Source organism: Halomonas kalidii (assembly GCF_030010475.1).
Lineage (GTDB): Bacteria > Pseudomonadota > Gammaproteobacteria > Pseudomonadales > Halomonadaceae > Halomonas > Halomonas heilongjiangensis.
In genome coordinates this window covers 15,863-35,620 of sequence record NZ_JASCQN010000039.1, presented here as the reverse complement: position 1 = coordinate 35,620, position 19,758 = coordinate 15,863, and the positions used below count along the sequence as shown (strand labels likewise).

Annotated in this window: 18 protein-coding genes and 2 pseudogenes; 11 read left to right on the top strand and 9 right to left on the bottom strand. The window is 61.3% G+C overall.

What is annotated here, in order from left to right; translation table 11 throughout:
• Positions 1-51: 51 nt before the first annotated feature.
• Positions 52-1,412 (top strand): IS3 family transposase gene (locus QLQ85_RS10960; RefSeq protein ID WP_407650358.1). Its coding sequence is split into 2 segments (ribosomal slippage): positions 52-517 and positions 517-1,412, totalling 1,362 coding nucleotides; the frame shifts between segments, so codons are not numbered across the junction.
• Between the two features lie 69 nt (positions 1,413-1,481).
• On the opposite strand, the gene QLQ85_RS10955 is transcribed toward QLQ85_RS10960, so the two are convergent.
• Positions 1,482-3,656, bottom strand: a complete 2,175-nt coding sequence (locus QLQ85_RS10955) for a malate synthase G (protein WP_282739015.1) — start codon at positions 3,654-3,656, stop codon at positions 1,482-1,484.
• A 244-nt stretch (positions 3,657-3,900) separates the two neighbouring features.
• Between QLQ85_RS10955 and QLQ85_RS10950 the strand changes: the two genes are divergently transcribed.
• Positions 3,901-4,884: an alpha/beta hydrolase gene (locus tag QLQ85_RS10950; protein WP_282739014.1), complete on the top strand. Its 984-nt coding sequence runs from the start codon at positions 3,901-3,903 to the stop codon at positions 4,882-4,884.
• Entirely contained in the window at positions 4,881-5,369 is a 489-nt protein-coding gene (locus QLQ85_RS10945; RefSeq protein ID WP_282739013.1) for a hypothetical protein, read from the top strand. Before QLQ85_RS10950 ends, QLQ85_RS10945 begins: the two co-directional genes overlap by 4 nt.
• Before the next feature lie 23 nt (positions 5,370-5,392).
• Here QLQ85_RS10945 and QLQ85_RS10940 read toward each other — a convergent pair.
• Positions 5,393-6,262 (bottom strand): annotated as a pseudogene (locus QLQ85_RS10940) (YifB family Mg chelatase-like AAA ATPase); the annotation flags it as partial.
• Positions 6,263-6,321: 59 nt separating this feature from the next.
• On the opposite strand from QLQ85_RS10940, the gene QLQ85_RS10935 reads away from it, so the two are divergent.
• The 4 genes from QLQ85_RS10935 (at position 6,322) to QLQ85_RS10920 (ending at position 10,957) form a co-directional block, all read left to right on the top strand.
• Positions 6,322-7,875, top strand: coding sequence for a recombinase family protein (locus QLQ85_RS10935; RefSeq protein WP_282739012.1), 1,554 nt, complete (start codon positions 6,322-6,324; stop codon positions 7,873-7,875).
• Between the two features lie 1,096 nt (positions 7,876-8,971).
• Positions 8,972-9,607 (top strand): recombinase family protein, encoded by a 636-nt coding sequence (locus tag QLQ85_RS10930; RefSeq protein WP_282739011.1) that lies wholly within the window; start codon positions 8,972-8,974, stop codon positions 9,605-9,607.
• Between the two features lie 275 nt (positions 9,608-9,882).
• On the top strand, positions 9,883-10,056 hold the full coding sequence (locus tag QLQ85_RS10925) for a hypothetical protein (protein ID WP_282739010.1): 174 nt from the start codon (positions 9,883-9,885) through the stop codon (positions 10,054-10,056).
• 514 nt (positions 10,057-10,570) lie between these two features.
• The gene (locus tag QLQ85_RS10920) at positions 10,571-10,957 is read left to right on the top strand and encodes a Rha family transcriptional regulator (RefSeq protein WP_282739009.1); all 387 of its coding nucleotides are present in this window, start codon (positions 10,571-10,573) and stop codon (positions 10,955-10,957) included.
• Between the two features lie 223 nt (positions 10,958-11,180).
• Here the strand turns inward: QLQ85_RS10920 and rnhA are convergent, their stop codons facing one another.
• The 6 genes and pseudogenes from rnhA to QLQ85_RS10895 form a co-directional block, all read right to left on the bottom strand.
• Entirely contained in the window at positions 11,181-11,687 is a 507-nt protein-coding gene (rnhA, locus tag QLQ85_RS10915; protein ID WP_282739008.1) for a ribonuclease HI, read from the bottom strand.
• 454 nt (positions 11,688-12,141) lie between these two features.
• Positions 12,142-12,726, bottom strand: coding sequence for a KilA-N domain-containing protein (locus tag QLQ85_RS22875; RefSeq protein WP_407650382.1), 585 nt, complete (start codon positions 12,724-12,726; stop codon positions 12,142-12,144).
• Positions 12,727-12,849: 123 nt separating this feature from the next.
• Positions 12,850-13,176, bottom strand: coding sequence for a hypothetical protein (locus tag QLQ85_RS10910; protein WP_282739007.1), 327 nt, complete (start codon positions 13,174-13,176; stop codon positions 12,850-12,852).
• Positions 13,173-14,126, bottom strand: a complete 954-nt coding sequence (locus QLQ85_RS10905; RefSeq protein WP_282739006.1) for a hypothetical protein — start codon at positions 14,124-14,126, stop codon at positions 13,173-13,175. The genes QLQ85_RS10910 and QLQ85_RS10905 overlap by 4 nt, the downstream gene beginning before the upstream one ends.
• A 72-nt stretch (positions 14,127-14,198) precedes the next feature.
• Positions 14,199-14,852 (bottom strand): annotated as a pseudogene (locus QLQ85_RS10900) (magnesium chelatase domain-containing protein); the annotation flags it as partial.
• 65 nt (positions 14,853-14,917) lie between these two features.
• Positions 14,918-15,262 carry an accessory factor UbiK family protein gene (locus QLQ85_RS10895; protein ID WP_282739005.1) on the bottom strand — a complete coding sequence of 115 codons (345 nt, stop codon included), beginning with the start codon at positions 15,260-15,262 and terminating at the stop codon, positions 14,918-14,920.
• 291 nt (positions 15,263-15,553) lie between these two features.
• Between QLQ85_RS10895 and QLQ85_RS10890 the strand changes: the two genes are divergently transcribed.
• The 3 genes from QLQ85_RS10890 to glnK all read left to right on the top strand — a co-directional run bounded on the left by QLQ85_RS10890 (position 15,554) and on the right by glnK (position 17,725).
• Entirely contained in the window at positions 15,554-15,892 is a 339-nt protein-coding gene (locus tag QLQ85_RS10890; RefSeq protein WP_066451957.1) for a P-II family nitrogen regulator, read from the top strand.
• A 33-nt stretch (positions 15,893-15,925) separates the two neighbouring features.
• Positions 15,926-17,251, top strand: coding sequence for an ammonium transporter (locus QLQ85_RS10885; protein ID WP_407650381.1), 1,326 nt, complete (start codon positions 15,926-15,928; stop codon positions 17,249-17,251).
• Between the two features lie 135 nt (positions 17,252-17,386).
• Entirely contained in the window at positions 17,387-17,725 is a 339-nt protein-coding gene (gene glnK, locus QLQ85_RS10880) for a P-II family nitrogen regulator (RefSeq protein WP_102628999.1), read from the top strand.
• A 108-nt stretch (positions 17,726-17,833) separates the two neighbouring features.
• Here glnK and QLQ85_RS10875 read toward each other — a convergent pair whose 3' ends face one another.
• On the bottom strand, positions 17,834-18,610 hold the full coding sequence (locus tag QLQ85_RS10875; RefSeq protein WP_282739004.1) for a ferredoxin--NADP reductase: 777 nt from the start codon (positions 18,608-18,610) through the stop codon (positions 17,834-17,836).
• A gap of 145 nt (positions 18,611-18,755) precedes the next feature.
• Between QLQ85_RS10875 and QLQ85_RS10870 the strand changes: the two genes are divergently transcribed.
• Positions 18,756-19,682: a LysR family transcriptional regulator gene (locus QLQ85_RS10870; RefSeq protein ID WP_282739003.1), complete on the top strand. Its 927-nt coding sequence runs from the start codon at positions 18,756-18,758 to the stop codon at positions 19,680-19,682.
• Positions 19,683-19,758 lie beyond the last annotated feature (76 nt).

Below are 19,758 nucleotides of genomic sequence, written 5' to 3'. Positions count from 1 at the left end.
TGAACTGCACCCCGAAAGTTGGACACCTAATCCAACCCTCGGGGTGTTTCTATGAGCAATCGATACGACGAGTGGTTCAAGCTGCTAGTGGTGCAGCAGTGTTTGCATGAGGACACTAGCCTACGCGAGGTGGCTCGCCAGCATCGCCTTGACCATTCCCTGGTGCGTAAATGGCGGGAACGCTACCGCCAGCATGGCGCGCCGGGGCTAGGCAAGAAGTACAGTCACTACAGTGCTGCCTTCAAGCTGGCGGTACTCGAGAGAATGTGGCGAGATGGCTTGTCACGCCGGCAGGCTGCCACCCTGTTCGATATTCGCGGAGATGCCGCTATTGGCATATGGGAGCAGCAGTACCATAGTGGTGGCCTGACTGCGTTATCGCCAAAGCGAAAGGGACGCCGCCCGATGGTCAAAAAGCCGCCTTCACCACCACCCCCACCTGATGAAGAGCGCTCTCATGAGGAGTTGCTCAAAGAGTTGGCGTATCTGCGGGCGGAGAACGCCTATCTAAAAAAGCTCGATGCCTTGATCCGGGAGAAGCAGGCGGCAACGCAGGGCAGAAAGCCCAAGCCGTCCAAGGGTTAAGGCACGAGCATTCGCTGGCTCTGCTGCTGCGTGCGGCAGAGCTACCGCGCAGCACGTTCTACTACCAGCTCAAGGCCCTGGGCGCTGACGATCAGTGCGCGCCCCTGAAGGCGCGTATCCGGGCGATCTACGATAGCCACAAAGGGCGCTATGGTTATCGCCGCATCACTGCTGCCCTACGGCAGGCAGGTGAAGTGATCAACCACAAGGCCGTCCAGCGCTTGATGCAACAGCTGGGCTTGAAGTCCCTGGTTCGCCCAAAGCGGTATCGCGCCTACCGAGGAGCAGTGGGACATGTGGCTCCCAACGTACTCGACCGGCAGTTTCAGGCAGAAGGACCGAATCAGAAGTGGGTGACCGACATCACGGAGTTCAACGTCGACGGACAGAAGCTGTATCTGTCCCCCATCATGGATCTCTACAACGGCGAGATCGTCGCCTATCAGACCAGCAGGCGTCCCGTACTCTCACTGGTGAAGCACATGCTGCAGCAGGCCTTTGCCCGCTTGAAGCACTCGGACCGGCCACTGCTGCATTCCGATCAGGGGTGGCATTACCAGCATCCCACCTATCGCGCCCTGTTGGCAGGACAGGCGCTGACCCAGAGCATGTCACGCAAGGGCAACTGCTTGGACAATGCCGCCATGGAGAGCTTCTTCGGCACCCTGAAGGCCGAGTATTTCCACCTGAACCGGTTCGATACGGTTGAGCAGTTGCAGCAAGGCCTCGATCGTTACATCCATTACTACAACCACGAGCGCATCAGGCTGAAACTAAAAGGCCTGAGCCCCGTACAGTACAGGACTCAGGCCTTGGGCGCCGGCTGAACGAACCGTCCAACTATTGGGGGTCAGTTCATACCCGGGGCGCTCTGGTTCACGCGTGGCGAGGCGGCGTCACTTGGCCTTGTGCACGGCGCGCCAGTGGTGCAGCAGCGGCTCGGTGTAGCCGGCGGGCTGCTCGCGACCCTTGAAGACCAGGTCGCTGGCGGCCTGGAAGGCCGAGGACGCGGCGAAGTCGGCGCTCATCGGCGTGTAGGCCGGGTCGCCGGCGTTCTGCTCGTCGACCACCCTGGCCATGCGTTCCAGCGTCTTCTGCACGCGCTCGGCGTCGACCACGCCGTGATGCAGCCAGTTGGCGATGTGCTGGCTGGAGATGCGCAGGGTGGCACGATCCTCCATCAGGCCCACGTCGTGGATGTCCGGCACCTTGGAGCAGCCCACGCCGTGCTCGACCCAGCGCACCACGTAGCCGAGGATGCCCTGGCAGTTGTTGTCGAGCTCCTGCTGGATCGCCTCGTCGGACCAGTCGGCTTCGGCGGCCACCGGCACGGTCAGCAGGTCGTCCAGCAGGTCCGATTCGCCCTGGCCTTCCAGCTCGCGCTGGATCTCGGTGACGTCGACCTGGTGGTAGTGCAGGGCGTGCAGGGTGGCGGCGGTGGGCGACGGCACCCAGGCGGTGTTGGCACCGGCCTTGGGGTGGCCGATCTTCTGCTCGAGCATGGCCGCCATCAGGTCCGGCATGGCCCACATGCCCTTGCCGATCTGGGCGCGTCCGCGCAGGCCGCAGGCCAGGCCGACCTGGACGTTGTTCTTCTCGTAGGCGGCGATCCAGGCGGCGTTCTTCATGTCGCCCTTGCGGATCATCGGGCCCGCTTCCATGGCGGAGTGCATCTCGTCGCCGGTACGGTCGAGGAAGCCGGTGTTGATGAACACCACCCGCGAGGCGGCCTCACTGATGCACGCCTTGAGGTTGACGGTGGTGCGACGCTCCTCGTCCATGATGCCCATCTTGAGGGTGTCGCGGGCCATGCCGAGGATGTCCTCGACGCGGCCGAACAGTTCGTTGGCGAAGGCGACTTCCCTGGGGCCATGCATCTTCGGCTTGACGATGTACATGGAGCCGGAACGGGAGTTGCGCGGCTCGTCCTCGCCCTTGTTGAGGTCGTGCAGGGCGATCAGGCCGGTCACGATGCCGTCGAGGATGCCTTCCGGCAACTCGTTGCCATCGGCGTCGAGTACCGCCGGGGTGGTCATCAGGTGGCCGACGTTGCGCACGAACATCAGCGAGCGGCCCGGCAGGGTGACGGACTCGCCATCGCCGTTGGTCCAGCGGCGGTCGCCGTGCAGGCGGCGGGTGATGGTCTTGCCGCCCTTCTCGACCTGCTCCTCCAGGTCACCCTTCATCAGGCCCAGCCAGTTGGCGTAGACGCCGACCTTGTCCTCGGCGTCGACGGCGGCCACCGAGTCCTCGCAGTCCATGATGGTGGTCAGCGCCGCCTCGACGACCACGTCCTTGACGCCGGCCGGGTCGGTCTTGCCGATCGGGTGGCTGGCGTCGATCTGGATCTCCAGGTGCAGGCCATGGTTGACCAGCAGGATGGCGTCGGGCTTGGCCGCATCGCCGCTGAAGCCGACCAGCTTGCCCGGATGCTTGAGGCCGGTCTCGCGGCCCCCCTCGAGGGTCACCACCAGGTGGCCGTCGCGCAGGGCATACTTCACCGCATCGCGGTGGGAACCGGTGGCCAGTGGCGCGGCACGGTCGAGTACGCCACGGGCGTAGGCGATGACCTTCTCGCCGCGCCGGGGGTTGAAGCCCGCGCCCTTCTCGGCGCCGTTGTCCTCGGAGATGGCGTCGGTGCCATAGAGGGCGTCGTAGAGGCTGCCCCAGCGGGCATTGGCGGCATTCAGCGCGTAGCGGGCATTGCTCACCGGCACGACCAACTGGGGGCCGGCCTGGACGGCGATCTCGCGGTCGACGTTGGCGGTGGTGACGCCGACCTTGGCCGGCGCCTCGACCAGATAACCGATCTCCTGGAGGAAGGCGCGGTAGGCCGCCATGTCGCGCACCGGGCCGGGGTGCTCGCGATGCCAGGCGTCCAGCTTTTCCTGCAGGCGGTCACGCTCGGCGAGCAGTTCACGGTTCTTCGGTGTCAGATCATGAAACAGCGCGTCGACGCCGGACCAGAAGGCCTCGGCGTCGATGCCGGTGCCCGGGAGCGCCTGCTCGTTGATGAAACGGTCCAGCTCGGCGGCCACCTGCAGGCGGTGGCGAGTGACGCGTTCGGTCATGGTGGATCTCCTCGTGCTTTGGCAGCCGGTCTTGGGTAGCACCGGTCGGCCGGGGTCGGGTTGGGCGACTGCGTGCGGGATTTTGTGGAAAATAATTCCATATGTAAACCCTGAAGCCTCGGAAGCCATGCCGAGCTAGACCAAAAGATAAGACATCATGGGCTGCCGGGCGACCCGCCCGAGTGGAATCAGTGGCCCGTCCACCGCCTTGACGCTAGCATGTCCGGGCGTTGCGGAGGATTCGATGAGCGACTTTACCCCACTGCAGGCCCTGGGCCCTGTCAGCCTGGTCGACCTGACCGACCTGGTACCCGGCAGCGACGACCTGGAGCGCTACCTCGGCCACTATGGCCTGGCACCGTTGCTCGTCGAGCACGTGGGCCTCTACGTGGGCTACGTGGATGCCCGAGACTTCCGCCTCTGGACCCAGGTATGGAGCCCGGCGGAGCCGGTCGGCACCGCCTTCGTGGTCCATGGCTACTTCGATCATCTCGGGCTCTATCGCCATCTGCTGGAACGCCTGCTGGATCGCGGCTGGCGGGTCGTGCTCTGGGACCTGCCGGGTCACGGCCTCTCCAGTGGCCCCCGCGCCTCCATCGATGACTTCGATGACTATGGCAGCTGCCTGCAGAGCCTGCAGCAGCACCTCGAGGAGGAGGGCCTGGCCCCACGCCCCTGGCTGGGGGTCGGCCAGAGCACCGGCGCGGCGATACTGGCCACCGATGCCCTGGCTCGCGGCGACGATGGCCACTGGGCGGGTCTGGCGCTGCTGGCCCCGCTGGTGCGCCCCTGGGGCTGGAGCCAGTCGAGCTGGCTGCATCGTCTGGTCGGCCCCTTCGTGAGCTCGATCCCGCGCAAGTTCCGCGCCAACTCCACCGACGCCGAATTCGCCGCCTTCCTGCGCGAACAGGACCCGCTCCAGCCCGACCGCCTGACCATGGAGTGGGTCAGCGCCATGCGCCGCTGGATGCCACGCCTGCTCGCCCTACCGCCCAGCCCGGTACCGACGCTGATCCTGCAGGGCGAACAGGACCTGACCGTGGACTGGGAGTGGAACCTGGCGGTGCTGGAGCGCAAGTTCCCGAATGCCGAGATTCTTCGCCATCCGGAGGCGCGCCACCACCTGGTCAACGAGGCCGAGCCGATCCGCATGACGCTGTTCGAGGCCCTCGACCGCTTCGTCGCCGCCCTGGAGCCCATTCCCCCGCGAGAGACCGAGAATCGATGAACACGCGCCTGCTGGCCCTGCTGCTCCCGACCCTGCTGCTGCTGGCCGGCTGCGCCGCGCAGCCCGACCGCCCCGAGACCCTGCGCCAGGCGTTGTTCGGCCTCGGTGAACGCGCTGCCGAACGCGTCATCGAGGCGCCACCGCTGCCACGCCCGCCGGGCGACCAGGTCCTGCTGCTGGCCACGCCCGAGGTGGATGACGCCCTCGGCATCGGCCGCGAACGCTTTCTCGAGAGCCTCACCCGGGCCCTGCTCGGCAGCTCCGACGGCCCCCAGGTACTCGACTGGAGCGACGCCATGGTCGAGGGGGGTGGGGACAACCAGTGGCGGCTGGACAGCCGGCTGGTGGCCGATGGCCCTCGCCTGCAACTCTCCGACCGGGAGCTGCTGCCCTACCGGCTGAACCTGGCGCTGCGACGTCCGGGCAGCGACGAGACGCTGTGGGAAACGGAGATCCATGGCGCCTTCGACGCCACCGCCCTGTAGCGCCCCGGCCTCGCGCCGAGCCCTTATCCCTTGAGCATCCGGTCGAGCTGACGATAGCCGATCGCCTCGATCAACTGGTCGCGTTCCGGCCGGGGCGCCCCGGCCAGATCGGCGAGGGTCAGGGCCACCCGCAATACCCGGTGGTAGGCCCGGGCCGAGAGCCGCAACCGCTCCAGCACCCCGGCCAGCCAGGCCCGATCAGCGGCCTCGAGGCCACAGGCCGCCTCCAGCTCGCGCCCGGCCAGATGGGCATTCAGTGCCCCTCTCTCCCGCTGGCGCGCCCGGGCGGCCATCACCCGCTCGCGCACCACGACCGACGGCTCCCCCACCGCGCGGGAAGTGAGCTGCTCCGGCGGCAGCGCCGGCACTTCCACCTGAAGGTCGATGCGGTCGAGCAACGGCCCCGAGAGGCGTGCCTGGTAACGCTGGATCTGGGCGGCGGTGCACTGGCAACGGTTGCGCGGATCCCCCAGATGGCCGCAGGGACAGGGATTCATGGCCGCCACCAGCTGGAAACGGGCCGGATAGCGGCGCTCATGGCTGGCCCGGGCGATATGGATCTGTCCCGACTCCATGGGCTCGCGCATCACCTCCAGCACGTGGCGTGAAAATTCGGGGAATTCATCGAGGAACAGCACCCCGTGGTGGGCCAGGGAGATCTCGCCCGGTCGCGGCTTCGAGCCACCCCCCACCAGCGCGACGGCACTGGCGGTGTGGTGAGGGGCACGAAAGGGGCGCTGGCCCCACTGCTCGCGCAGCGCCAGGCCGCTGACCGAGCGGATGGCCGCCACCTCCAGGGCCTCGTCCTCGGAGAGCGGCGGCAGGATGCCGGGCAGTCGGCTCGCCAGCATGGTCTTGCCGGTGCCGGGAGGGCCGGCGAACAGCAGGTTGTGTGCTTTGAGACCTATACGCTAGGCTGACGCTGTAGCAACACACCAGCCGGAGCCGGACCATGGTCGACGATCAGCAGCAATGCCCCAAGGCATACAGCTACCTACGCTTTTCGACCCCCGAGCAGATGAAGGGGGACAGCTTCAGTCGTCAGGCGCGACTTGCCCAGGAGTACGCCGACCGTCACGGGCTGGACCTCGATGAGCACAGCTTTGAGGACTTCGGCATCTCTGCTTACCAAGGCCGAAACCGGGAGGCTGGGGCCTTACGCATGTTCCTCAGGGCTGCCGAAGACGGAACCATCGAACCTGGCTCCTATCTGCTGGTGGAGTCTCTCGACAGGATTTCCCGGCAGTCGGCACGGAAAGCCTCCACCCTTCTTGGGGACATCTGCGACATGGGCATAACAGTGGTCACCTTGTTTGATGGCAAGGCGTATGACAAGGAGACCCTGGACCGTGACCCGGTAGCTTTCATTATGGCCGTGCTCATCTTCATGAGAGCGAACGAAGAGTCAGCCACCAAGGCGCGGCGACTGCGCTCAGTCTGGCAGAACAAGCGTCAGAAGATCGCCGAGGGCGAGTCCGTGCGCCTAACATCCCGCGCTCCTCAGTGGCTGCGCCCTGCTGACGATGGGGTATCCTTCGAGATCATTCCCGAGCGCGGAGAAGTCGTTCGCCGCATCTTCGAGATGGCACTGGATGGTGTAGGAAAAAAATCCATCGCCGAGAGGCTGAACAATGAGGGAGTCCCTGTCTTCGGTCGTGGTCAGCACTGGCACCCCAGCTACATCGACAAGATTCTGAACAACCCGGCGACCTATGGGACGCTAACGCCCTTCACTAGTCGCCCCGAAAGAAAGTCCGACAGGGAAGCCTGTGAGCCTGTCGAAGGGTACTATCCGACAGTCATCGACCGGGAGATCTTCGAGCGCTTCCAGTCGCTCAAGGCCAGCAAGGCGCCTAGACGTGGGCGCCATTCAAAGAAGCCACTACAGAACATCCTCGGTGGTCTGGCGACCTGCCCTCTCTGTGGCAGCATCATGGCCAGGGTTAGCAAGAATGTTTCCAAAGGGTGGGTATATCTCGCTTGTCAGCGAGCACGGCAAGGGGCTGGATGTAAATACAACGCTGTCAGGTATGACCTCATTGAGCCCGCGATTCATAGCCAGCTGGGTTACCTCATTGGTGACTGTCCTACGGGTGACGACTCTCTAGATGAAGAAATAGAGCAGACACGGAACAGTCTCGAAGGCGTAGAAGGTGCACTGTCTAACGTCCTTGAGTCTATCGAGAATGGCCTGACCCCTGAACGATACCCGTCTATTGGCAATCGCCTGGCAGACCTTCAGGACCAACGCGATGAACTGAAAGACACGCTTGCCGAGCTTCTCCAGCGACAGACGACTTTCAGTGGGGACATGGCGACCCGCCGAGCGGTGAATCTCGGGAGGGCTGTTCGAGATCACCCCGATGACAAGACGCTAATCAATTCTCACATGCGTGAATGCTTCTCAAAGGTAGTCGTCGACTTCTTGTCGGGAGAACTTGTCTTCCACTGGAAGCACGGCGGGCACACCCACTTGATGTACAAGGTGCCAGCCTTCGAGATGTAACACCCCGTCATCACATACAGCTCATCGCCATTCCGTAAGGGTCTATCTCTTGGGGTGGCGGTGTCTCACCTAACGCCTCCAGTTCCTCACGCTCAGCGGCATCCTCGGCGAGCTGTCGTTCTAACTTGTCCATATAGCAGCTACAGATGGCGTCAGAGCGGGTATCCGTATACCCAAGCTCCTGCATGGATGCATCACAGTCAGAGCGTAGTTCGGCTAACCACTCACCTGAATCCCCTGCAGCCTGAGCTTGAGCGACGGACAGCCCTACTAGGAGTCCGCCAAGAAGTGATCGATACGGCATAGTGACCTCCAGTTGTCAGAAGCCCGTCTAGTTGCCGACGGGCACTCCTTAAGGATGATGGGCGTCACCCGTTACACGCACACCCTCTTCCCTTGTGACAAGTATAACTCCGGTTTATGCATGAATTGCCACAAGCCTTACCCACAGTACAGACACGACAGCACGCTTGGGCCAAGAGAAGTTCTCCAGAAAAGGCTTGATATTCCGATTCGCAGCCGACACTTGATGGATTCTCTCCCATGACTGCAAGGGATGGTAGGAAGTCGATCTCGGTTTCCAGCGCCTGAGGCTCAGCCCCCACGGTGGCGCCAACGTCTGCCGTGTGAGCTCCTCCAGCTGCAATGGCCGAATAGGACAGGAAAAGACTAGCGACGAAGATTGCAAGACGGTAGATCATAAAAAACAGCTCCCTTAGTTCCTTTTTTTATTAGCTGCTGGTTTCCCAGATCAGCCTAATGAAGGTTAACCCATGCGATTGCTCTTCGCCTCCCGTCATCTCTCTACAGACAGAGCTGCAATGATCAAAGCACTGGAAATACACACCTGCAGCATCTGTCCGAAAAAAATTACCCCCTGCCAAACGCGAGACTCAATAACAATTCTCATTTGCAAGACATCCTCGCTTCAGACCTACTGGCCCAGCATCAGTCGCATTCATTAAGGTACACCTCAGCGATGACGCTCTGAGAGCTTGGCTATCCGTGTTCATATCCATGCATTGACAACCCAAACGATCACAACTAATGTGACCACACCCAAATGAACACACAGCCAGTCGGAGGGTTCAACGTCATGACCAACCAACCGGGCTTCATCCGTGCTTACCTCAGGGCCTCGACCGATGATCAGAACGCCAGTCGTGCCCGTGAGGCTCTGGAGCGCTTCACAGCGGAGAAAGGTGCCAGTGTGGCCTCGTGGTATGTAGAGAACGCCAGCGGCACCAGAGCGGACAGGACAGAGCTATCCCGCCTGATCGATGACGCTAGGCCGGGAGACGTGCTGTTGGTCGAACAGGTCGACAGGCTGACGCGTCTGGCGAAGGACGATTGGGACAGGCTGAAGGTTGCCATCCAGAGTGCTGGTCTTCGTGTCGTCTCCCTGGATCTACCAACCAGCCACGCAGCCTTGACCGTCAGCACCGGCGATGACTTCACTGGAAGGATGCTGGACGCAGTAAACGCCATGCTGCTGGACATGCTGGCCGCTGTTGCTCGCAAGGACTACGAAGACAGACGGAGGCGTCAGGCGGAGGGCATCGCCAAGGCCAAGGATCAGGGCCGCTATAAGGGCCGTCCAGTGGACAAGGAGAAGCATCGGCGCATCTTGGAGCTGAGGGAGCAAGGCTTCAGCGTCCGCAAGACCGCAGACATTATCGGCTGTGGCATCAGCACCGTTCAGCGAGCCGAAAAGAGGGCATCTGCTGGTTAGACTGGATAGAGGATAGGAAGGAAAAGCCGGGAGAGTATCGCACGGCGGGTCCTATCAGAGCCCCGTCTTTTATCCGTGATTCATCCGCTTCTCGAACTATTCCTATTGGTGAATTAACCCATAAAATCAAAGGGTTGAATTCGATTAGTCATCGCCCGTAGAGTCCTTGTAGTGTGGGAGAGAAAGCCCATCGCGCAGCGATAGCAGCACAGCCGGTAGGGCGAGTACTGAGTATCGTACCGAGTCTATCGAACGACAGATAAGGAGACGCAGGAATGCGACTGCAGCTGGAACGTCGGGGAATCGAGGCAGGGATCGGCAGCCTAATCATCCGGTTGGTGTCGGGTGACGTGTTCATCCGTGTGCCCATGGTCGGACAGGTAGCCTGGAACCAGTGTGGACTGTCCCTGGATCGGTGGGCGGATGCCAAGCATGACCCGGTGCTGTAACCCCTGATGCTCAGCCTTGGAGGACGGTACTCGCTGAGGTCTTCCTCGACCGAAGGTCTCTGGCTGCCGCTCCGTGCGGGATGGGTTTCCGTCCGTGTCGTTCATCCTCCATGGGTATCGAAAAATCGACCTTCCAATACGCCACTTGTGCCAGTTCGGTGGGACTATGGGGGATCTAAGGCTCTCTATATCTATCAATACCAGCTCAGAAATTCGCCATGAAATGGCCGGAAGTCAGCCCTCGGAGTGCCGTTCTTCTGGAGTTGTGGCTCTCACACGGAGTCTGAATGGAAAGTTCCACCAGATCGACGGACCACATGCAGATCGAATCCCCACGTGTCTGCACTTCCCGCCACTGCGGTCTGCCCACTTAAGGACTACCGAAACCGCTACGAGCCAATTCCTCCTCACTCTAGGACAGCCCACGTCCAGCTGGAGCAGCTCGGAGAAGATTCACTCAAATCTGAGTTAAACCCACGTCCAAGCAACCCACGATAACTGAGAGAGCAGCGCAATGAGCAACGCAATGATGACCGCCGTGACCGGCAACGAACTCACCATGTCCAGCCGCGAGATCGCGGAGGTGGTGGAGGTACGCCATGACAGCGTGAAGCGAACCGTCGAACGTCTTGTAGAACGGGGAGTTATCACGCTTCCACCAATGGAGGAAACGTCCTTCACCGACTCTCTGGGACGTAAGCAGTGGACTACCCACCACCTGATCGGCAAGCGTGACAGCTATGTGATCATCGCCCAGCTGTCCCCCGAGTTCACCGCTCGCCTGGTGGATCGCTGGCAGGAGCTGGAGAAACAGGTGGACCGGCCCCAGGTTCCTCAGTCCTTTGCCGAGGCACTTCGTCTGGCAGCAGACACCCATGAGAGGCTGGAGATGTCGTCATGAGTTTGTCAGCGATATCTTACAAATTGACGAAACGATCTCGCACGGAAATCCCCCGGTGCTCAGCTACGTTCAAGGTATGACGCCAGCTGAAACCTACGCCCATCCTGGGAAGTACGAAACATGCGTCATGGCAAGGGCCCGGAAGCCCGGAGCCTTCAGGACGGTGGCTATGAAGCTTCCATCATCAGGGAGGTGACTCCTGACCAGGGACGGTCGGGCTCGACTAGCCATACTCCTTCACTGACTGACCCTCAGCACCAGCCACCGCCAGAGCATCGGCAAGTTCGTTCTCCGGGTGTCCGCAGTGGCCACGGACCCAATGAAACCGGACGGAGTGAATACCCAGCAGCTCATCGAGCCGTTTCCACAGGTCAGCATTCTTGACGGGCTTCTTGCTGGCCGTCTTCCAGCCTTTCCGTTTCCATCCGTGAAGCCATTCCGTGGCTCCCTTCATGACATATTCACTGTCGGTGGTCAGATCTACAGAAGAAGCCTTCTTCAGTGCCGATAGCGCTTCAATAACGGCGGTCAGTTCGGCTCGGTTGTTGGTCACTGGCTCACCCTGGAGCTTGTCAGCGATCTTCAGACGATGCCCCGAGGCACTGAGTAGGACAGCTCCCCAGCCTCCCTGTGGGTTTCTCTGACCGTTATTGCTACAGGCTCCATCGGTAAAGATACTGACGGTATCGGTCGGGCCATTGGTATCGGCAAGTGTGTTTGGTGCAACCATGATTGTTTCGTCCTCATTGTCGGAGACAGTCGGTTCCCTTCAGACAGACGGACCAGCAGACGGACGAACCGTCAGCCTGACCGACTGCCTTCGAGAATGTGCTGGATTTGGTTAATGACGATGGCTCAAGGGAAGAGCCGGAAAGGATGAGAGGGGAGGTCTGTTGGTATACCTCACAGGAAGCACTAGGGAAGGGCCTTTCAAGGGATGATCATGGATGATGACCATCTCTACAGAGAACCAACGGACCGAACATATCGGTTTTCCAGACGATGACCTACTAGAAATTCTCTAAGGGAGATGATCTCAGGTGCCAGTCTTCTGGATCCCCCGCCACCCCGTAGTCAGCCCGACGATCAGGTATCGTCAGGTCGCTCGGACTGCACCCAGGGCCACCACCTCCTGAGGATCCTTCCACCGATCTTCAGAGCGGTTCACGGGACCATGGACAGGGTCAGGGCGTGAGTGCTCGTCGCTGCTCTCTGTGTTCCCGTCGACTGGCGAGGCCGAGCCGAGACACCGATAAGCAGCTTGATCGGACTGTGTCGGGTTGGTCCCCTTTCTCATGCATCCCTATCAAAGGGACCGTTACTAGGGGCCTCCCGAAAGCGACTAAGCTACGGTTATGGCGGGGCTCGAAGGTGATCTCAGTATGCCGAGCCTTCTTGGATTGCCCCCAGAGGAACACTTCTCCTCCTAAGGTGAGGGGGAATTGTGCGGGCGCTGTGTGGCTTTCTGAGAGCTTTGTGGAGCGAAGCAGTAGGGTAGCCCTTCCCAGGGTGAGAATAGCCATGTGTGAGCCACACAAGCACATGCACTGGCAAGTCATTACCTGCCACCCACTAGCCTTGCCATGAGGGGCACGGATCACCTTGAGTTGGAAAGCTGGGCTGATCCACATGGCGTAGGCGTAGACCAGCTCCTTGGCGACGAAGGTGCCGCCGTATCGTCCGCGCTTCTTATTGACGCAGACTTGTGTGGTTTGGGATTCCAATTCCCTGACTAGCTCCTGAGTAGAATCCCGACGGAAGAACTCGATGGTGCTGTGTCAGCGCCCCCCACCGGCTGCCTTGTGCAGGTCGTTGAGGTTGTAGCGGCCTTCGCTGTCTTGGCGAACGGTTATGTTGGCGGTGTTGGCCATGATCAAGCAAAAAACTCAGTCTCACTTAGGAACTCTTCCATTAGGAAGCGGCAAGTTAGAATCTAAATATTTAACCTTGTGAACAATAGGACCATATTCATGGTCATCAACTTTCTTATCTCTCACCAATTCGTAAACCCTAGTCTCGCCTGGCTGTCCGCAACCGTTACTTAGAGTCAGCACAAGAGTCGAGCGGCCCCGCTCAATCTTAAGAACAACTTTAGGCTCGTCATCATTCCCCAAGTACACCCTAGAGAGCCTAACAACTGCTGCATCCCTTAGCTTTTTAGCAAAGCTAGTTGGAGACTTGAACTCATCCCTACCGTTCATTAATATTTTCGTAGTCATGACATTTTACCTCCGCTTGAACTGTATTTATCCACTGAAAGGAGATACAGCTCCAGCTCAATCCGGTCGGCAATATCATCAAATATATTTGCCCAAGCAGAGCACTCATCCTTTTTATATGGCGGACATAGCAACTCACCATAAATAGCAATAGTAAAAATGTAGTCGAACTGACAGGAGTTGACAACAATTTTCACCGGCTTACAGAAAAGAGAGCCAATTTCAGCACCTTGCGACCTTTCTGAGTGCATGAAAACGCTTTCTTTGATGCCTTTCCTGATGTCGGCTATGAAAAGCGACTCCCCAGTACTATAACAATGACTAGCAGCAGAGCAGCCGTTCATGATTTTGTCAGCAGGGTGATGCTCTCTCTGTACTTTGTGCTTAAATTCATAATGCCATTTCCCACCAGTAGGCCTTCGAGAAATTATTGTAATTCTTATATTCCTCCTCTCTATTCTGAAAGCATCAGATAAAAGCTTATGGATTCCTTCAATAGAACGCCTTATCTGACTTTGCGGAAGAACCACTCTCCTGAAAGGGTTTGCATTTGGCTTTAGACTCTTGGCACGATGAAGGACAGTCTGCGCCTTATTATGAACAAGCTCATTACAATAAAGAGCAATGGACTTTTGCATGACCAGAGACTGATTATCGACCTTGGACTTGAGGCTTTCGGACACACCTCTCCAAAAGGCAACAAACACTGTCGCACCGGCAAGCAAAGAAAAAGCAATTTCATGGAATGATTTAAAGTCTACAATAATGCTCCAGTCATCACCCCAGACATCGAGAACAATGTAATAAAGCCCCACCAAAATTGGCACTACAATAGACAATACTGGAGAGCCTAATAGCTTAGCCAGCCAGCTTTCCACTAGAAGCATATAAAAGAAACGCTTAGTCGACTCCAAACCAAATCCCTGCACTAGCTCTACTTTTTTTGACATTACCATATCGGCTTGAGGAAGTAGATACAGATGAGAAAAAAGATATCCATATTACATGGGTCTCCAAAGACATGACATTAGCAGGTTGTGGCCGCCGGCCGCGGCGACCTCCAGGGCACGGCGCGCCTGGTGCTGACCGCGCACGTCGATCAGGTCGGCCCCGGGGCCCGCGATGGCGGCCGGTCGGGCAAGGCGATGGGGGGCGATGGGTGACTGGCCGAGCAGGTGGGCGACCACCTCGAGCAGGTGGTCGGCGGGCAGCACCTCGAGGTCACCGGCCAGGGCGGCCTCGTCGGCGTTGGCCCGCGGCACGATCAGGCGGCGCCCGACGGCACGGGTCGCCATGGCCAGCGGCAGCACCCCGGTGACCGGGCGCAGCCGGCCGTCCAGCGCCAGCTCGCCGGCACTCTCGACCCCGTCCAGTACCTCGGGCGGCACCTGGCCGGAGGCCACCAGCAGGCCCAGGGCGATGGGCAGGTCGAAGCGCCCGCCCTCCTTGGGCAGGTCGGCGGGCGCCAGGTTGAGGGTGATACGGCGGGTGTTGGGGAAGTCGAAGCCGGCGTTGACCAGGGCGCTGCGCACCCTTTCACGGCTCTCCTTCACCGCGGCCTCGGGCAGCCCCACCAGGGTCATGCCGGGCAGGCCATTGGCCAGGTGCACCTCGACCTGCACCTCGGGCGCCTCCAGGCCGAGGCCCGCCCGGGTGTGGATGATCGCCAGCGTCATGCGCGGTCCCTCGCGTGTCGTCTGACTTCAGGCTAGCCCAGCGAAGGCGTCCTCGCCCGCTGGCCTCAGCGGTCGGTCTGGCTGTCGCCGCCACTCTCATCGGAAACCACCGTCTCATCGACGGCAGCGGGCTCGTTGTCCCCGCTGCCAGGACCGGTGGGCCGGCGGGTGTCCAGTGCCTCCTCCAGGGCCGCGACCTGTGTCTCCAGCGCCTCGACCCGGGCCCGGGTGCGTTGCAGCACATCCATCAGGATGTCGAAATCCTCACGCGACACCAGCTCGAGGCGATCAAAGGCGCCACGCACCACCTGCTGGATACCCTTCTGTACCTCTTCCGGAGCCTGCGAGGCCCCCTGCAACCTGTCGCCGATCTGCTGGGCGAGGCGACTGATGCGGTCATGGCTCACCATGGGGTTTCTCCTGCGTCATCTTGGGGTGGCTGCCTACAGGATACGCAAGCCGCCATGCCCGTGCATTCACCCACCCCGCTCCGTCATGGCGCACGCACATCAACAGGAAGCACCACAACAGTGCAACCACTGGCCCGGCACGTGTGACATCCCCGCCTGTTGTACCTCATTCCCCTTCCATCACCTTGATAATAAGAAGATTACCCATTACTGGCATGGTTTGCGCAGAGATAGGGCAGTCATGCATCGGCGGCTGGCAAGCCGCTGCCAACCCAGTAGTGGAGACACGTGATGAAGCTCATCACCGCCATCATCAAGCCATTCAAACTCGACGATGTCCGCGAGGCACTGGCCGACAACGGCGTCCAGGGCATCACCGTCACCGAGGTCAAGGGGTTCGGCCGGCAGAAGGGCCACACCGAGCTCTATCGCGGTGCCGAGTATGTCGTCGACTTCCTGCCCAAGGTCAAGGTCGAGGTCGCCGTGGACGACGCCCGTCTCGAAGGAGTGCTCGAGGCCATCTGCAATGCCGCCAACAGCGGCAAGATCGGCGACGGCAAGGTGTTCGTGACCCCGCTCGAGGACGTCATCCGCATTCGTACCGGCGAGCGCGGTGCCGACGCCGTCTGATGACGCTCATGATTCCCTGCACGGAGACATCCCATGACAGAGCTGACTGACCTGACCGAGCTGATGTACGCGGTCGACACCTTCTACTTCCTGATCTGCGGCGTGCTGGTGATGTGGATGGCCGCGGGCTTCTCGATGCTCGAGGCCGGCCTGGTGCGCTCCAAGAACACCGCCGAGATCCTCACCAAGAACATCACCCTGTTTGCCGTCGCCTGCACCATGTACCTGGTGGTGGGCTACTACATCATGTACTCAAGCAGCGAGGGCGGCTTCCTGCCGAGCCTGGGCTTCCTGATCGGCGGTGAGAACAGCGTCGATGCGGTGCTCTCCGGCGACGACGCTCCCTACTACTCGGCACGTTCCGACTTCTTCTTCCAGGTGGTGTTCGTGGCCACCGCCATGTCCATCGTCTCCGGCGCCGTGGCCGAACGCATGAAGCTGTGGGCCTTCCTCGCCTTCGCCGTGGTGATGACCGGCGTCATCTACCCGATCTCCGGTTACTGGACCTGGGGCGGCGGCTGGCTCTCCGAGCTCGGCTACTCCGACTATGCCGGCTCCGGCATCGTGCACCTGGCCGGTGCGTCCGCGGCCCTGGCCGGCGTGCTGGTCCTCGGTCCCCGCAAGGGCAAGTACGGCAAGGACGGCAGCATCTACGCCATCCCCGGGGCCAACCTGCCGCTGGCCACCCTGGGCACCTTCATCCTGTGGATGGGCTGGTTCGGCTTCAACGGCGGCTCCGAGCTGAAGCTGTCCGACGCGGCCTCCGCCAACAACGTCGCCCAGGTGCTGGTCAACACCAACGCCGCGGCCGCCGGCGGCGTCATCGCCGCCCTGATACTGGCCAAGCTGTGGTTCCGCAAGGCCGACCTGACCATGGCCCTGAACGGCGCCCTGGCCGGCCTGGTGGCCATCACCGCCGACCCGCTGTCGCCTTCCGCGTTCGGCGCCACCCTGATCGGCGCCGTGGGCGGCCTGATCGTGGTGGCCTCCATCGTCGCCCTCGACAAGCTGAAGATCGACGACCCGGTCGGCGCCATCTCGGTGCACGGGGTGGTGGGTATCTGGGGCGTGCTGGTGGTGCCCCTCTCCAACGGTGATGCCAGCTTCGGCGCCCAGATCATCGGCATCCTCGGCATCTTCATCTGGGTGTTCGCGGCCAGCCTGGCCGTGTGGCTGATCCTCAAGGCCATCATGGGCATCCGGGTCAGCGAAGAGGAAGAGTACGAAGGGGTCGACCTGGCCGAATGCGGCCTGGAGGCCTATCCCGAGTTCCGCGTGGCCAACGTCAACGGCGGGGGGTTCGGCCGCGGCTCCAGCGGTCATGTGGCACAGGCCCGCTCCCAGCCGCATACCCCCTAACCGCACGCGTCTTCACGCACTCGCCAAGGCCCCCCAGGGGGCCTTTTTTATTCACCCCCTCCGCGGTGTATGCTTGGACACTATGAGCATGATGGCCCCGGCCATCGACACCCGGACAGGACGAGGACAGCAACCATGAAACTGGTGACCGCCATCATCAAACCCTTCAAGCTCGACGACGTGCGGGAATCCCTTTCCGAGATCGGCGTTCAGGGCATCACCGTCACCGAGGTCAAGGGGTTCGGCCGGCAGAAGGGGCACACCGAGCTCTATCGCGGTGCCGAGTATGTCGTCGACTTCCTGCCCAAGGTCAAGCTCGAGGTCGCGGTGGACGAGGAGATGGCCGAGAAGGTGATCGACGCCATCACCCAGGTGGCCAATACCGGCAAGATCGGCGACGGCAAGATCTTCGTCACCCCGCTGGAGCAGGTGATCCGTATCCGTACCGGGGAGACCGGCAAGGACGCGGTCTGACAACTGGAAGCTGGAAGCTGGAAGCTGGAAGGCAGCCTGAATAGAACCGCCTCAGGGGCAAGGCCACGGAGGCGGTTTTCTTGCGGCTCAAAGCGTACGGCTGGTGGCTTACTTCTCGACGAAGGCGCGCTCGATCACGTAGTCGCCGGGCTCGCCCATGCGTGGCGAGATGTTGAAGCCCAGTTCGTCGAGCAGGCCGCTGGTCTCGTCGAGCATCGCCGGGCTGCCGCAGATCATCGCCCGGTCCTGCTTGGGGTCGAGCGGCGGCAGGCCGGTATCCTCGGCGAGCTTGCCGCTGCGGATATGGTCGGTGAGGCGCCCCATGGTATGGAACTCCTCGCGGGTCACCGTGGGGTAGTAGACCAGCTTCTCGGCGATCTCCTCCCCCAGGTACTCGTGGGCGGGCAGCTCCTTGGAAATGAAGTCGGCATAGGCGAGTTCGCTGACGCTGCGCACGCCATGCACCAGCACCACCTTCTCGAAGCGCTCGTAGACCTCGGGATCCTGGATCAGACTCATGAAGGGGGCCAGACCGGTACCGGTGGAGAGCATGTAGAGATTGCGCCCCGGCAGCAGGTCATCGGTGACCAGGGTACCGGTGGGCTTGCGGCTGACCATGATCTGGTCACCCACCTTGAGGTGCTGGAGCCGCGAGGTCAGGGGGCCATCCGGCACCTTGATGCTGAAGAACTCCAGATGGTCCTCGTAGTTGGGGCTGGCGATGGAGTAGGCGCGCATCAGCGGCTTGCCGTTCACCTCGAGGCCGATCATCACGAACTGGCCGTTCTTGAAGCGCAGGCTGCGCTCGCGGGTGGTACGGAAGCTGAACAGGGTGTCGTTCCAGTGGTGAACACTGAGCACCTCTTCAAGGGCGAATTTGCTCATGCCGACTCCTTTGATATTCCATAGACGCATAAATGCGTCGTGTAATCTATGTCGGCAAGTCTAAGAGATCGCTTGATATCTGTTAAATGGATTGTATGGATAACGCTTATCTATACTACAGATATAGAGTCTCGGGAGCCCCCCCATGCGCTATACCCTGCGTCAGCTGGAAGTCTTCGTCGCCGTCGCCCAGCACGAGAGCGTATCCCACGCCGCCCGTGCCCTGGCCCTCTCCCAGTCGGCGGCGAGCACCGCCCTGGCCGAACTGGAGCGACAGTTCGACTGCCAATTGCTGGATCGCATCGGCAAACGGCTGAAGCTCAATGCCCTGGGCTTCCAGCTGCTGCCCAAGGCGGTGGCCCTGCTCGATCGGGCCGAGGAGGTCGAGGAACTGCTGCGCGGCCAGCAGGGGGTGGGCTCGCTGGATGTGGGCGCCACCCTGACCATCGGCAACTACCTGGCGACCCTGCTGATCAGCGACTTCATGCAGCGTCACCCGGGGAGCCGGGTGCGCCTCTCGGTGCGCAACACCCGCGCCATCATCGACAGCGTGCGTCACCATGAGCTCGACCTGGGGCTGATCGAAGGGCAGTGCGAGGACGACGACGTGATCACCCAGCCCTGGGTGGAGGACGAACTGGCGGTGTTCTGTTCGCCCCGCCACCCCTTGGCCGGGGCCGGCAGGGTGGAACTGGACCGGTTGCTGCGCGAGGCCTGGATCATGCGCGAACAGGGCTCCGGCACTCGCCTGACCCTGGAGCAGGCCGCCCGCCACCGGCGCGGACGCTTCAACATCCTGCTCGAACTGGAGCATACCGAGGGCATCAAGCGGGCGGTGGAGTCGGGGCTCGGCATCGGCTGCGTGTCGAAGCTGGCGCTGCGAGATGCCTTCCGGCGCGGCAGCCTGGTGGCGATCCCCACCCCGGAACTCGACCTGAGCCGTCAGTTCAGTTTCATCTGGCACCGTCACAAGTACCTGGCCACCGGCATGCGTGAATTCCTGCGGCTGTGCCGGCAGATGACCGAGGGCATCCGACGCAGCGACGAGATCGACCTGCCCCAGGTGCCGTGATCGAGGCATCGATCCACAGCCCGTGCCGAGCGAGGTCTTGTGGATAACGCGACAACGCCCGGCCTGGCCGGGCGTC